Here is a 13,834-nt window from a genome sequence, read left to right on the forward strand (position 1 = left end):
TCCCCCCCGGGCCGCAGTCGCTGGCCCGTTTCAGGCCTGGCTGGACATCATCAGCTTGAGGTTCAGCAACAGCCCCAACGACACCCAGCCGACCCCCAGCAGGCCATTGATCAGGGGCTTGCCGGGAGCCACGCGGGTGGCCAGGAGACGGGCGATGGCGGCGCCGATCAGCGCGCCGGGAAAGTCCAACAGGTAGAACAGCCAGCCCATGGTGTCCTCCGGGGAGCTGATCCACAGGCTGAACAACTGCAGGTGCGCGGCCAGGGCCAGGGCCACGCCGGTGAACAGCGCCGGCGTGGGCCGGGTGCACAGCAGCAGGCCGAGGATCAGCCCCTGGGGCAGCCAGTAGGCGGCGAAGTTTTCCCAGAAGTACTCCATCGGTTGCCCGGCCCGGACGATGGCCAGGGACAGCCCCCAGAGCAGCGCGGCTGCAGCGGGCAGATGATTTGGGGAGAGCAGACGCAAGGTGCGGGCAGGCATGCAGGATCTCGGTAAGGCGACAGGGGATCAACCGTGCTTGCGGTTGGGAATCATGGCCATCAGCGCGAAGCTGCGGCTCCGGGCCGAGGGGGGCAGACGCTCGGCAAGCCGCGCCACCCTGGCTTGGCTCAGGAGCGTGCCCAGGGTGATGGGGCGCTTCAGATCGGCTGCGGACGGCGGCGGAATCTATCACAGTGCGATCGCTGACATGGCGTTACCTGCATGAGTCTGCTGGGGTCTGATGTGCCGCCTGCTCCGACCGGCTGTCAGAGCCGCTCGGCGAGGCTTGTCGGCCGCCGCGGCCGCGCTAGGCTTTGCCTGCACCCCCCACCAAGGAGCAGGTCACCGTGAGCACACTTCGCACCCCCTCTTTAGGCCCGATCGTCGGGCACACCACCGACAAGTCCTGCCGTCTATGGATCGCCGCTTCCGATGCCCTGGACGAGAAGGGCGTGGCGGAGGACATCCGCACCATCGGCGTGATTGGCGTGGTGAGCAGCAACGGCCGGGTCGCGGCGGACAACATCTTCTACTTTCGACTGCGACGCGAGTATCACCGTACCGGCACCTTCAATCTCGGGGTCGACACCAGCCTGTGGGGCAGCGAGGCCGCGCGCAAGCAGCTCAAGCCCTTTGAGCTGACGCCGGGCACCCGTTATCGGGTGCGCATGGCATCGCTCAACGTCGATGACGCGGGCAACAACGATGATGATGTGTCCAGCGAGTCGGTGGTGCAGCGCCTGCCCGACCCCGGAGCCTGGGCCAATGACCTGAACCGCACCGGGGCCGACAAGATGTACGTCGAAGCCGAGTTCACCACACGGGCCAGTGCGGTGCCCGGCAAGGCCTCGGCCCTGAGCTTTCTGCTGGGCTCCTGCCGCTACCCGGGGCTGCTGTGGAAACGCAAGAACTCCGACACGATCTTCGGTCCGATGCTGAGCGAACACGCCGACGCGCAGATGGTGCTGATGGTCGGCGACCAGATCTATGCCGACCTGTTCAACCGCCTGGTGCCGGTGGGGCTGGCGGACACCTTCGAGGAGTTCGAGGAGCGCTACCACAGCGCCTTTGGCTCGCCGAACATCCGCCAGTTGCTGGCCCACATGCCCACCTACATGATCCTTGACGACCACGAGATCGAGGACAACTGGACCCAGGACCGGATCCGCAAGGACCGTGACAAGCGCCTGCTGTTCAACCTCGCCATGGGCGCCTACATGAGCTACCAGTGGAGCCATGGACCCCGCTTTGCCGACAGCTATGTGCATGGCCGGGCCATGACCGGTGACGACAGGTACCTGCAGCAGTTGCAGACCAACCAGCTGTTCTACGACTTCTCCTGTGGCCACTACCCGTTCTTCGTCCTCGACACCCGTACCCAGCGCTTTCTCGACGATGTGCCGGACGCCCTGGAGGACAACCACCTGCTGGGCCGCCCCTCACTGCACCCCAGCGAACCGGGTCAGCTCGACCGCTTGTGCGCCTGGCTGCGGCACATGCAGGAGGATCGCGGCAACGTGCCCAAGTTCGTGGTCACCTCCAGCGTCTTCGTACCCAATGGCGTGGACACCGTGGGCACCGACAGCGATGCCGTGCGCCACAAGAACGACAGCGACTCCTGGTCGGCTTTCCCCACCACGCGCCGCGCCGTGCTGGAAACCCTGGTCGAGCATCAGGTGCAGAACGTGGTGTTTCTCTCCGGGGACATTCACTGCTCGAACATTTCCCGCTTGCAGTTCAGCGCCGCGGGGCAGGGGCTCAAGTGCTACGCGGTGACCTCGTCGGCGTTCTACTGGCCGTTTCCCTTTGCCGACGGCGATCCGGCCGGGTACGTGCACGACTCGACGGCGCCGCAGACGCCGGACAGCTTTGCGCTCTTCGACGGTACGCAGAGCATGGACTACCAGACCTGGGCCTTCACCCAGGCGGACAACTTTGCCCGCCTGGACCTGAAGCCCGATGACGCCCAACTGGTGGTGCAGTTCTACGGCGCCGACGGTGAGCCGCTGGTGACCCGCAAGCAGGACGACAGCGTGGACAACCAGGCGCAACGGCTGCAGCTGGAACCCTGGTAGCGGGGCGTTACAGCCCCAGTTCCAGCGCCAGCAGGTCCGCCAGCGGCTGGCGCCGGCGGATCAGCTTCGGCTGGCCGTTGGCGAACAGCACTTCCGGCAGCAGCGGCCGGCTGTTGTAGTTGGAGGACATGCTGGCGCCGTAGGCGCCGGTGTCGTGCAGCACCAGCAGGTCGCCGACCTGGGCCTGGGGCAGCAGGCGCGGGGTCAGGCATTCGTCGTCCTGGGTGAAGATATCGCCGGACTCGCACAGCGGGCCGCCGACCACGGTCAGCTGTTGCGGGCGCTGCACCGGCTGGCCGCTGGCGTCCAGCAGGCTCATGCCGTGGTAGGCGCCGTACATGGCCGGGCGCATCAGGTCGTTGAAGCCGGTGTCCACCAGCACGAAGTGATGCTGGCCGGCGGTCTTCACCACCCGCACTTCGCTGACCAGGCAACCGGCCTCGGCCACCAGGAAACGTCCCGGTTCGATCTCCATGCGCACGCCGTGGCCCAGATAGGCCTCGATCTCCTGGCGCGCGACCTTCCAGGCATTGGCGTAGCGCTGCACGTCCACCGGGGTGTCGCCCTCGCGGTAAGGCGTGGACAGGCCGCCGCCAATGGAGAACGCCTCGATGTCGTGGTCCAGGGATTTCACCGCCGCCACCATGGCCGCGCCCACTTGCTCCAGGTGGTCGTAGTCGACCCCGGAACCGATGTGCATGTGCAGGCCCACCAGATGCAGGCCGTGCTGGCGGATCACCGCCAGGGCTTCGCCGACCTGATCGTGCCAGATGCCGTGCTTGCTGTTCTCGCCGCCGGTGTTGGTCTTGCGGCTGTGGCCGTGGCCGAAGCCCGGGTTGATCCGCAGCCACACCCGATGCCCCGGGGACTGTTCGCCGAGTTGACGGAGCATGTCGATGGAGCCGGCGTTGACTTCCACTTGCAGCTCCACCACGCGCTTGAGGGTGGCTTCGTCGAACAGGTCGCAGGTGAAGACGATGCCGGCATCCAGCGGGCTGAAGCCGGCCAGCAGGGCACGTTCGATTTCTCCCAGGGACACCGCATCGACCCGCACCCCGGCTTCGCGGATCAGGCGCAGCAGGTGCAGGTTGGACGAGGCCTTCTGGGCGTAGCGCACCACGTCGAAGGCCTGCAATTGGGCGATGCGCGCCTGGATGGTGGCGGCGTCATAGCACCACAGCGGGGTGCCATATTGACGGGCGGCGGCAGCGAGTTGAGCGGGGGCGAAAGGAATGGCCATGGGGATTGCTGTCTGTGGTCAGTGAGAGTGGTTGCAGCATGCCGATGATTGGCTATTCAATAAAATATCTATTCTTTGTTGCTCGATTCAGTTTTGATATGGGCTGATCGATCGAACGAGCCTCTGTTGATGGACATCTCCCTGCGCCATATCGAAGTCTTCCGCGCCATCATGCAGGCCGGCAGCGTCACCGGCGCCGCGCGCCTGCTGTTTACCTCGCAACCCACGGTCAGCCGCGAACTGGCGCGGCTGGAAAGCCTTTCCGGGCTGCGCCTGTTCGACCGCGAAGGCGGGCGCCTGCTGCCCACGGCCCAGGCCCTGCTGTTGCTGGAAGAAGTGGAGCGGGCCTATGTGGGGCTGGAGCGAATCAACAGCGTGGCCCAGTCGATTCGCCGTTTCGAACACGGCCAGTTGAGCCTGAGCTGCCTGCCGCTGTTCTCCCAGACCTTGCTGCCCCGAGTCTGCAAGCGCTTTCTGCAACAGCACCCGGGGATCGGCCTGAGCATCACTGCCCAGGAATCGCCGCTGCTGGAAGAGTCCCTCAGCGCCCAGCGCCATGACTTGGGCCTCACCGAAAGCGAGCACCTGCCCCGGGGTACCCAGGGCGAGTTACTGTTCTGCGCCGACATGGTCTGCATCCTCCCGGACGATCATCCGCTGCTGGCCAGGCCACGGCTGGCTTCGGAGGATTTTCGCGGGCAGAACTTCATCAACCTCTCGGGCCTGGATATCTACCGCCAGACCCTGGACGAGCACTTCCGCCAGGCCGGGGTCGACCGCCGGGTGGTGGTGGAAACCACCAACGCCGCCTCGGTGTGCGCCATGGTGCGGCAGAAACTGGGGGTGGCGATCATCAACCCCTTGAGCGCCATGGAGGAAGTGGGGCGTGGCTTGGCGATTCGTCCGCTGCAGCTGTCGGTGCCGTACCGGGTGATGCTGATCCGCCCGGATTACCGGCCGTCATCGAGTTTTGTCGAGGGCTTCTGCGAGTCGTTGCGGGGGGAGGCGCGGCGCCTGGATGAGCAACTGAGCAGGCTAGTGCAGGCGCTGTAGCTTGTATTGTGGCGAGGGAGCTTGCTCGCGCTCGGTCGCGTAGCGGCCGCAACAGCTGAATTCGCGACAGGTCGGATGAGACGCGAATTCAGTGCTTGGGAAGGCTGTGCCTTCCCGCGGGAGCAAGCGCCCTCGCCACAGGGGAAACCCTAGCGTTCGATGGCCAGCGCCACGCCTTGACCGCCGCCGATGCACAGGGTCGCCAGGCCTTTTTTGGCGTCGCGCTTGAGCATTTCATGCAGCAGGGTCACCAGCACCCGGCAGCCCGACGCACCAATCGGGTGGCCGATGGCAATCGCGCCGCCGTTGACGTTGACCTTGCTCGCATCCCACGCCAGCTCCTTGCCCACCGACAGCGATTGCGCGGCGAAGGCTTCGTTGGCTTCGATCAGGTCCAGCTGGTCCAGGGTCCAGCCGGCCTTGTCCAGGCAGCGGCGGGTGGCCGACACCGGGCCGATGCCCATGATCGCCGGATCGACCCCGGCGTTGGCGTAGGCGGCGATCCTGGCCAGGACTGGCAGGCCCAGGGCCCGGGCCTTGCTGGCGCTCATCAGCATCACCGCGGCGGCGCCGTCGTTCAGCGCCGAGGCGTTGCCGGCGGTCACCGTGCCATCTTTCTTGAACGCCGGCTTGAGCTTGGCCAGGGCCTCGGCGGTGGTGCCGGGGCGTGGCTGCTCGTCGGTGGCGAAGGTCAGCGGTTCGCCCTTGCGCTGGGGAATCTGGATCGGGGTGATCTCGTCGACAAAGCGCCCAGCCTCGATGGCGGCCGCGGCTTTCTGCTGGGAAGCGGCGGCGAAGGCGTCCTGGGCTTCACGGCTGATGCCGTACTTGTCCACCAGGTTCTCGGCGGTGATGCCCATGTGGTAGTCGTTGAAGGCGTCCCACAGGCCGTCGCTGATCATGCTGTCGATCATCTGGCTGTGGCCCATGCGCAGGCCGGTGCGGGCGCCGGGCAGCACGTAGTTGGACAGGCTCATGTTTTCCTGGCCGCCGGCGATCATCACTTCGGCATCGCCGCAGCGGATGGCCTGGGCAGCGAGATGCAGGGCCTTGAGACCAGAGCCGCAGACCTTGTTCAGGGTCATGGCCGGCACGGCGTGGGGCAGGCCGGCCTTGATCGCGGCCTGGCGCGCGGGGTTCTGCCCGGCGCCGGCGGTGAGCACCTGGCCCATGATCACTTCGTCGACCTGGGCCGGGTCGATGCCGGTCTGGGCCAGCAGTTGGCGGATCACCGCGGCGCCCAGGTCAACGGCGGGAATGCCCGCCAGGGAGCCCTGGAAACTGCCCACGGCGGTACGGGTGGCGGCAACGATAACGACGTCTTGCATGGTGGGGCTCCTTAGGCGAACTGCATTTCAGGCACGTGGTCCGGCACGATCAGCTTGCCGGCGGTCTTGCTGACGATCTCCTCGACGCTGACCCCGGGGGCGCGCTCCTTGAGGATGAAGGCGCCGTTCTCGATCTCCAGGTAGGCCAGATCGGTGAGCACGCGCTTGATGCACTGGGCGCCGGTCAGCGGCAGGCTGCAGCGGTCGAGCAGTTTGGATTCGCCGTCTTTCGAGGCGTGGGTCATGGTCACGATGATGTTCTCGGCACCGGCCACCAGGTCCATGGCGCCGCCCATGCCCTTGACCAGCTTGCCGGGGATCATCCACGAGGCGATGTTGCCTTGCACGTCCACTTCAAAGGCGCCGAGCACGGTGAGGTCGATATGGCCGCCGCGGATCATCGCGAAGGATTCGGCCGAGGAGAAAATAGAGGCGCCGATGCGCGCGGTCACTGTCTGTTTGCCGGCGTTGATCATGTCGGCGTCGACTTCGTCCTCGGTAGGGAAGGCGCCCATGCCCAGCAGGCCGTTTTCCGATTGCAGCATCACTTCCATGCCGTCGGGGATGTAGTTGGCCACCAGGGTCGGAATGCCGATGCCGAGGTTGACGTAGAAGCCGTCCTGCAGTTCGCGGGCGACGCGCTGAGCCATTTGTTCGCGGGTAAGAGCCATGTTTGTTGTCCTTTTAGTCGGGCTGGGGAAGGGCGATCACTTGCGCACGGTGCGCTGTTCGATGCGCTTCTCGAAGGTGCCGCAGATGACCCGGTCGACGTAGATGCCGGGGGTGTGGATCTGCGTCGGGTCCAGCTCGCCCGGCTCGACGATTTCTTCCACTTCGACCACGGTGATCTTGCCGGCGGTGGCCGCCAGGGGGTTGAAGTTCTGCGCGGTGTGGCGATAGACCACGTTGCCGAAATGATCGGCCTTCCAGCCCTTGACGATGGCGAAGTCACCGGTGATGGACTCTTCCATCAGGTAGGTGCGGCCCTTGAATTCGCGGGTTTCCTTGCCTTCGGCCACTGGGGTGCCGACGCCGGTGGCGGTGAAGAAAGCCGGGATGCCGGCGCCGCCGGCGCGCATTTTTTCCGCCAGGGTGCCTTGGGGAGTCAGCACCACTTCGATCTCGCCGCTGAGCAGCTGCTTCTCGAACAGGGCGTTTTCCCCGACATAGGAGGCGATCACCTTGCTGATCTGGCGGTCTTCCAGGAGCACGCCCAGGCCGAAACCGTCGACCCCGCAGTTGTTCGACACCACGGTCAGATCACGGGTGCCGCGACGCTTGATCTCGGCGATCAGGTTCTCGGGGATCCCGCACAGACCGAAGCCGCCGGCGATCACGGTCATGCCATCTTGCAGACCTTCCAGGGCTTCCTTGTAGGACGCCACGCGCTTATCGAAACCTGCCATTTGCACCATCCTCTTTCTTGTTCGTTGGCGGCTGGCCAGCCGTTTGCGGATCAGTGTTGCGCTGCACGATTGATTTGTTAAGTTGATTTTTAAGGTTGATTGATTGGAGAAGCAGCATAATCAGCTGCAAGCTGCAAGCTGCAAGCTGCAAGCTGCAAGCTCCAGGCTACAAGCTTGCGGCTTGAAGCTTATAGCTTGCCGCTGCCCTTCTGAGGATGAGAGATGACGGTTAAACAGATTCGGGCCTTTCTGGCGGTGGCCCACAGTTTGAGTTTTGCCCTGGCCTGCGAGCGGCTGCATCTGTCGCAGTCGGCCTTGAGCCTGACCATCAAGGCTCTGGAAGAAGGCTTGGGTGGGCGCTTGTTCACGCGCAATACGCGCAATGTGGCCCTGACTCCGGAGGGCGAGGCCCTGTTGCCGCTGGCGCGGCGTTTGATCGCCGATTGGGACAACGCCGAGGATGAGTTGCGCCAGCGGTTCACCCTGCAACGCGGGCGGGTGACGGTGGCGGCCATGCCGTCCTTTGCCGGTAATCTGCTGCCGCCGATTCTCAAGCACTTTCGCGCGCGCTACCCCCAGGTCAACGTCACGGTCAACGACGTGGTCAATGAGCAGGTGCTGGAGATGGTCCGCGACCGCGAGGTGGAGTTGGGGGTGGCCTTCGAGCCGCAGGACAGCACTTCCTTGCTGTTCACGCCGTTGTATATCGACCGTTTCGTGGCCGTGGTACCCAAGGATTCGCCCCTGGCGCAGCGCAGCCGCATCGACTGGCAGAGCCTGCTGCAGGAGCCCTTTATCACCCTGCAGCGGCCGTCCACGGTGCGGGTGATGCTGGAGGACCATCTGCGGGCCCGGGGCGTGCAGTTGCCGGTGGAATTTGAAAGCCATCAGTTGGCGACCGTGGGGCGCATGGTCGCCAGCGGCCTGGGCGTCAGTGCCGTGCCGGCGCTGTGTGCCCAGCATATGCGCGAGTTGGGCGGGCATTGCCTGACCCTGGACGAACCGGTGGTGGAGCGGGCCATCGGTATCCTCACCAAGCCGGGGGAGGAGTTGTCCACCGCGGCCCAGGCGCTGTTCGACATCCTCCGCCAGGACAATCTCGGCAAGCGCCTGGGCGCCGCCGATTCAGCGCAGCAGGCGCTCGGCCAGTAGCGGCAGGAGTTGGTCGCAGGGCTCGCCGAGCTTGAGGTCCAGCAACTCGTCGGCGCGGGTCTTGCCGAAGTTGATGGCCAGCAGTGGCTTGCCCTGGTCCGCCACCGCCCGACACAGGCGAAACGCCGAATACGCCATCAGTGACGAGCCCACCACCAGCAGGCCGGCGGCCTCGTGTACCGCATTCAAGGCCCGGGCGGCGGTGATCTGGGCCACGTTCTCGCCGAAGAACACCACATCGGGCTTGAGCCGCTGGCCGTTGCAGTAAGGGCAGCGGGGCACCTGGAAGCGTTCCTCGAAGGCCGGGTCCAGCAGGGTGTCGCCATCCGGTGCCGGCACCGCGTCGACACCGGTCAGGTACGGATTGAGCGCCTGCAACTGCTGCTGGATGGCATCGCGCTGGCTGCGTTGGCCACAGTCCAGGCACAGCACCCGGTGCAGGCTGCCGTGCAGTTCGATGACGTCCAGGCTGCCGGCCTGATCGTGCAGGGTGTCGACATTCTGGGTGATCACCCCGGCGATGCTTCCGGCCGCCTGCAATTGCGCCAATGCCTGGTGCGCGGCGTTGGGCCGGGCCTGGCGGATGCGCGGCCAGCCAAGCATGGCCCGGGCCCAGTAGCGGCGGCGGGCTTCGGGCTGAGCGAGGAACTCCTGGTACATCATCGGTTGGCGGCCGCGGCGCACGCCGTCGTTGTCGCGGTAGTCGGGGATGCCCGAAGGGGTGCTGATGCCGGCGCCGGTGAGGACCATGAACGGCTTGCCGTGCATGGCGGCGGCCAGTTGTTCGAGCGGCGCGGCGGTGGGTCGATCAATCATGGAAGGCGCTCGTCTGCAGAGGGGACGGCTATCAGGAATAGACGCAAAACCCCGGGGATGCCAGGGTTTGCGTCGACCACCGGGCGCTCGGGCCGGTGGGCGTCAACCTACAGGCGGAACACGCTCACCTGCTGCTCCAGGTTCTGCGCCAGTTGCTGCAGGGAGCGGGCGGTTTCGCTGGTTTCCTCCACCGCCTGGCTGTTCTGCTGGGACATCTGGGCGATGCGCTCGACATTGCGCGCCACATCCTGGCTGGCGGCGGTCTGCTCCCGCAGGGCCAGGGAGATCTGGTCCACCACCCGCACCACATTGCCGGACGAGGTGCGGATATTGACGATGGCCTCACCGGCCTGCTGGGCCAGTTCGACGCCGCTTTTCACCTGATTGACCCCCACGTCCATGCTACTCACCGCTTCCCGGGTGCCTTGCTGGATCTTGCCGACCATCTCGGTGATTTCCTGGGTCGAATTGGCGGTGCGCTGGGCCAGCAGGCGCACTTCATCGGCGACCACGGCAAAGCCGCGGCCCTGTTCCCCGGCGCGGGCGGCTTCGATGGCCGCGTTCAGGGCCAGCAGGTTGGTCTGCTCGGCGATGCCCTTGATCACCCCGACAATGCTGGAGATCTGCTCGGCGTGCTGGCCCAGTTCACCGATCTGGGTGGCTGAGGCCTGCACGGTTTCGGCGATCAGGCGCATGCTGCCCAGGGTGTCCTGGATCACGCTGCCGCCTTCCTCGGACTGGCGCCCGGACTCGCTGGACAGGGCGTGGGCATCCCCGGCGTTGTCCGCCACATGGTTGATGCTCACGGTCAGTTCTTCCACCGTGGCCGCCATGGAAGAGGCCGAGTGGGACTGTTCCTGGGCCGAGGCCGAAAGCTGCAGCGAGGCACTGGAAATGCTCTGGGAGGCGCTGACCAACTGGTCGGCCCCCTGCTTGATCTGACTGATCATGGTCCGCAGGCGCTCCTGCATGGCGGCGAAGGCGTGCAGCAGGTTGCTCACTTCATCACGGCCGGTGGCGCTGATGCTGCTGTCCAGGCGTCCGGCGGCGATGGCCTTGGCCACGTCCACGGCCTGGCGTATGCGCCCGACCAGGGTGCTGGACAGCGACCAGGCGACCAGCATCGCCAGCACCGCCGCCAGCACGCCGCCGCCGATCAGGATCGCCAGGGCCGAGGCCTTGGCCTGGTCCATGGCCTGGCTGCGGGCGTCTTGCAGGCTTTTTTCTGCTTCGCGCAATTCACTGGTGAGCTGGCGCATGGCGTCCATCTTGGCCTTGTCGCGCCCGGCGCTGATCTGTTCGGCCATGGCGGCGGCCGGCTGGCTGCCGGCATTGATCGCCCGGCGCAGGGCCAGGTTGGCCTGGATATCGTCGCGCAGCCACTGATCATGCAGGGCCTTGAGTCGTTCCAGGCGCGCCTGCTGCTCGGGATTGTCGGCGGTGCTGCTCTTGATCCGCGCGTAGTCCTCGGCAAAGGCCTTCTCGCCTTGCTCCAGGGGTTCGAGGAAGCTGTCGCGGCCGGTCAGGGCATAACCGCGCATGCCGGTCTCGACATTGATCAGGCTGCGCAGCAAGGCATCGGACTGGTTCAGGACCTCGTAGCTGTGGATGTTGCTTTTGACACTGCTGCTGACCTGATCGAAGCCGCGCAGGGCCGCCAGCACCAGCAGCAGGAGGATCAGCAGGACGACGCCGAAACCGGCATAGAGCTTTTGCGAAATGCTCAGATTGGAAAACATAGGAAGGAGCGCTCCTAAACCGTTGACTGAATGCTTCACAGGGCTGTGTCTCGACGAGGCAGCGTGATAGCTCAATGATGTTCAAATGACATCAACGGTCCGACTTTTCCTGTACAAAAAAAGTTTCATGTACAAGAAAATATTTTTTGTGGAGCTTGTAGAAGGGCGCATCGAGCGTCACCCGAAAGGGCGCCGCTCGATGCTCGGCGGGGTCAGCTGGAGTGGGCGTTGCTGTCGTCCTCGGGGTCGACGCCCTCGGCCTGTCCGGGCAACTCGGTGATCACGCTGAAGTCGCTGACTTCCACCGCGCCCAGGCCGTAGCCCAGCAGGTGGAAGGAGAAGGCCTTGCGGGTTTGCGGGTTGTCGAAGCTGAAGTCCATCTGCAGCGGCTGGTCGGGGGTCACCAGCATTTCTTCCGGCAGGCCCAGGGGCACGTCCTGCTCCAGTTCCTTGCCCTTGAGCAGGATGTAGGCGTTCTGCTGCGGGTCGGCGGAGCGCACGGTGAAGCGCACCCGGGTTTGCGAACCCTTGGGCATTTCCAGGTACTGGGCGCCGATCAGGTTGTCGGCCCAGTCGTCGTTGATCTGCGCCTTGAGCGGGATGATCGCCGGGCTGCCGAACTGATAGTGCTGGTTCAGTGGCGACTGCAGCAGGCTGCGGTCCAGGTGCGCGGCCCGGGCAGTGATCTGCCGAGCCCGCAGGCCGCCGTACTGGCCCTGCAGGCTGGCGCTGTCGGCGATGAAGCCGCTGCTTGAGTAGTAGCGGCAGCGCTGCTGGAAGTCGCACTCGGTGAAGGTGCCCTGGCCGTCGTGGTAGCGCAGCTTGCCGTTGGTGTAGGACATGATTTCCCGGCCCTGGGCGTAGTCGCGGAACAACGAGCGGCCGCTGAGGCTGGCGGGCACCGGCAGGCCGAAGTAGTCCAGCACCGAGGCGCTGAGGTCGACGTGGCCGTAGGTCCCGGACTTGAGGTGGGGCAGCAGGTCCTGGTCCGGGGCCAGCATCAGGTTGAAGCCCCAGGACGAGGCCAGACGCACGCCGTCGATGCCGTGGGATTCATCGGAGGTGATGATCACCAGGGTGTCCTTGAGCACGCCCTTGCGCTCCAGCCCCGTGAGGAACTGGTCGATGGCGTCGTCCAGGTAGCCGACGGCGGCTTGCTTGGGCGTGTCATAACGCTCCAGGTAGTCCTCGGGGGCCGAGTAGGGCTGGTGGGTGCCGACGGTCAGCAGGGTGAGCATCCACGGCTTTTTGTTCTTCTTCAGTTGATCGACGTAGCTCAGGGCGCCTTCGAAGAAGGCCTTGTCGTCCTTGCCCCAGGGGAACTCCAGGTAGTTGTCGTTCTTGAACCACTCCAGGCCATGGGTCGAATCAAAGCCGATGTGCGGCATGATCTTGTCCTTGGCCATGAAGCGCAGGCCGGCGCCCTGCAGGTAGTGGGTGTTGAAGCCGAACTTGTGCATCTGCGCCGGCAGGCAGGCCTGGTTGCGCTGGTTCTGGGTGAGCATCTCGACGCCCTTGGGGGTGCCGTTGTCGAGCTTGTCGTAGTCGCCGCAGAGCATGGCGTACAGGCCGCGAATGGTCTGGTGGCTGTGCAGCACGTAGTCCGGGGTGTTCATGCCGCGCTCGGCCCAGGCGCTGAGCTTGGGCATCAGGTCTTCCTGGTAGCGGCTGTTCAGGGCCTCGCGATTGGTGCGGATATAGGCCCCGGGAATGCCTTCCAGGGTGATCAGCAGCACGTTGCGCGCGCGCCCGGCGCTGGGCAGCAGGGGTTGGCCTTCAAGGTCCAGCCGGGTCAGGCCGGTCATCACCGGTGGCACGTCGGCGACATCACCTTGCAGCCAGTCTTCGATGCGCATCTGCGCCTGGCCGGTGGCGGTGGCCAGGGCCTGGTGGGGCAGGTTGAACAGCTGCCACTGATCGGCTTCGCTGGGTTTCAGGTACTGGGTGGTGCCATGGGCCAGGAGCAGGCCCAGCGGCAGGGCCCACAGCGCCCGTGGCAGGGCCGGGAGTCGCACCCCGCGACTGCTGCGCTGGACCACCAGCCACAGCACCAGCCCCAGCAGCAGGCTCAGCCCCAGCTCGGGGTGGGTCAGGCCGCCACCGGTGGAGTTGCCGACAAACTGCGGGTCCACCAGGTAATGCAGGTCGGCGAGGTTGGGCATGCGCCCCACGGCGCTCACCAGCTCGGCGCTGACCAGGGTCAGCAGCGCCCACACCAGCAGCACCGGCAGCGCCAGCCACCAGCGGCGGCGGTACAAGAGCAGGGTCAGCAGGCTGGCGCTGGCCAGGTCCGACAGATAGCCCTGCGGGTTGGACCAGCCCAGGGCCAGGCGCGCGCCCATCGGTACCAGCAACAGCAGGCCGAACAAGGTGCACAGGGGAGCAAGAGGGTGTTGTAGGCAACGACGGATCAACTTCACAAATAACCTGCCTGTCATCAAAGCTTCACGCAAATGTGCGCAATGGTAACAAGAGCGACAGCTCAGACGTTTCTTATTAGTGGGGGGAATTTATTTCCAGGCGGCCTGAGAATTAGCCTGGAGAT

The 13,834-nt window shown here is 65.4% G+C and carries 11 protein-coding genes; 3 read left to right on the forward strand and 8 right to left on the reverse strand.

The genetic code is table 11. The annotated features are described in order from the left end of the window. Positions 1–30: 30 nt before the first annotated feature. Positions 31–480 (reverse strand): hypothetical protein, encoded by a 450-nt coding sequence (locus GWQ44_RS25715; protein ID WP_275928548.1) that lies wholly within the window; start codon positions 478–480, stop codon positions 31–33. A 347-nt stretch (positions 481–827) separates the two neighbouring features. Here GWQ44_RS25715 and GWQ44_RS25720 point away from each other — a divergent pair, with 347 nt between their 5' ends. Continuing rightward, positions 828–2,555: an alkaline phosphatase D family protein gene (locus tag GWQ44_RS25720; protein WP_275928549.1), complete on the forward strand. Its 1,728-nt coding sequence runs from the start codon at positions 828–830 to the stop codon at positions 2,553–2,555. A gap of 7 nt (positions 2,556–2,562) precedes the next feature. On the opposite strand, the gene lysA is transcribed toward GWQ44_RS25720, so the two are convergent. Then, positions 2,563–3,795 (reverse strand): diaminopimelate decarboxylase, encoded by a 1,233-nt coding sequence (gene lysA / locus GWQ44_RS25725; protein ID WP_275928550.1) that lies wholly within the window; start codon positions 3,793–3,795, stop codon positions 2,563–2,565. Positions 3,796–3,924: 129 nt separating this feature from the next. Here lysA and GWQ44_RS25730 point away from each other — a divergent pair, with 129 nt between their 5' ends. Beyond that, complete coding sequence (locus tag GWQ44_RS25730) at positions 3,925–4,848, forward strand: LysR family transcriptional regulator (RefSeq protein WP_016962974.1); 924 nt, start codon at positions 3,925–3,927, stop codon at positions 4,846–4,848. 149 nt (positions 4,849–4,997) lie between these two features. Here GWQ44_RS25730 and GWQ44_RS25735 read toward each other — a convergent pair whose 3' ends face one another. From GWQ44_RS25735 to GWQ44_RS25745, 3 genes are read right to left on the reverse strand one after another with little or no spacing between them, the layout of a single operon-like run. Then, positions 4,998–6,176 carry an acetyl-CoA C-acetyltransferase gene (locus tag GWQ44_RS25735; protein WP_016962973.1) on the reverse strand — a complete coding sequence of 393 codons (1,179 nt, stop codon included), beginning with the start codon at positions 6,174–6,176 and terminating at the stop codon, positions 4,998–5,000. Between the two features lie 11 nt (positions 6,177–6,187). Next, entirely contained in the window at positions 6,188–6,847 is a 660-nt protein-coding gene (locus tag GWQ44_RS25740; protein ID WP_016962972.1) for a CoA transferase subunit B, read from the reverse strand. 36 nt (positions 6,848–6,883) lie between these two features. Beyond that, the gene (locus GWQ44_RS25745) at positions 6,884–7,582 is read right to left on the reverse strand and encodes a CoA transferase subunit A (protein WP_275928551.1); all 699 of its coding nucleotides are present in this window, start codon (positions 7,580–7,582) and stop codon (positions 6,884–6,886) included. Between the two features lie 222 nt (positions 7,583–7,804). Here GWQ44_RS25745 and GWQ44_RS25750 point away from each other — a divergent pair, with 222 nt between their 5' ends. Next, complete coding sequence (locus tag GWQ44_RS25750; protein ID WP_275928552.1) at positions 7,805–8,734, forward strand: LysR family transcriptional regulator; 930 nt, start codon at positions 7,805–7,807, stop codon at positions 8,732–8,734. On the opposite strand, the gene GWQ44_RS25755 is transcribed toward GWQ44_RS25750, so the two are convergent. The 3 genes from GWQ44_RS25755 to GWQ44_RS25765 form a co-directional block, all read right to left on the reverse strand. Further along, entirely contained in the window at positions 8,708–9,550 is an 843-nt protein-coding gene (locus GWQ44_RS25755) for an NAD-dependent protein deacetylase (RefSeq protein WP_199011627.1), read from the reverse strand. The genes GWQ44_RS25750 and GWQ44_RS25755 overlap by 27 nt on opposite strands. 107 nt (positions 9,551–9,657) lie before the next feature. Further along, positions 9,658–11,289, reverse strand: a complete 1,632-nt coding sequence (locus GWQ44_RS25760) for a methyl-accepting chemotaxis protein (RefSeq protein WP_275928553.1) — start codon at positions 11,287–11,289, stop codon at positions 9,658–9,660. 212 nt (positions 11,290–11,501) lie between these two features. After that, a complete protein-coding gene (locus tag GWQ44_RS25765; RefSeq protein ID WP_275928554.1) occupies positions 11,502–13,727 on the reverse strand; it encodes an LTA synthase family protein in 2,226 nt (741 codons plus the stop codon). Positions 13,728–13,834 lie beyond the last annotated feature (107 nt).

The organism is Pseudomonas sp. 3MA1, assembly GCF_029237275.1.
Lineage (GTDB): Bacteria > Pseudomonadota > Gammaproteobacteria > Pseudomonadales > Pseudomonadaceae > Aquipseudomonas > Aquipseudomonas fluorescens_AP.

What these genes read in the sequence shown, in the direction of transcription:
- GWQ44_RS25715 (WP_275928548.1), bottom strand. Translation starts at nt 480, where the DNA reads ATGCCTGCCCGCACCTTGCGTCTGCTCTCCCCAAATCATCTGCCCGCT.
- lysA (WP_275928550.1), bottom strand. Translation starts at nt 3,795, where the DNA reads ATGGCCATTCCTTTCGCCCCCGCTCAACTCGCTGCCGCCGCCCGTCAA.
- GWQ44_RS25730 (WP_016962974.1), top strand. Translation starts at nt 3,925, where the DNA reads ATGGACATCTCCCTGCGCCATATCGAAGTCTTCCGCGCCATCATGCAG.
- GWQ44_RS25735 (WP_016962973.1), bottom strand. Translation starts at nt 6,176, where the DNA reads ATGCAAGACGTCGTTATCGTTGCCGCCACCCGTACCGCCGTGGGCAGT.
- GWQ44_RS25740 (WP_016962972.1), bottom strand. Translation starts at nt 6,847, where the DNA reads ATGGCTCTTACCCGCGAACAAATGGCTCAGCGCGTCGCCCGCGAACTG.
- GWQ44_RS25745 (WP_275928551.1), bottom strand. Translation starts at nt 7,582, where the DNA reads ATGGCAGGTTTCGATAAGCGCGTGGCGTCCTACAAGGAAGCCCTGGAA.
- GWQ44_RS25750 (WP_275928552.1), top strand. Translation starts at nt 7,805, where the DNA reads ATGACGGTTAAACAGATTCGGGCCTTTCTGGCGGTGGCCCACAGTTTG.
- GWQ44_RS25755 (WP_199011627.1), bottom strand. Translation starts at nt 9,550, where the DNA reads ATGATTGATCGACCCACCGCCGCGCCGCTCGAACAACTGGCCGCCGCC.
- GWQ44_RS25760 (WP_275928553.1), bottom strand. Translation starts at nt 11,289, where the DNA reads ATGTTTTCCAATCTGAGCATTTCGCAAAAGCTCTATGCCGGTTTCGGC.
- GWQ44_RS25765 (WP_275928554.1), bottom strand. Translation starts at nt 13,727, where the DNA reads ATGACAGGCAGGTTATTTGTGAAGTTGATCCGTCGTTGCCTACAACAC.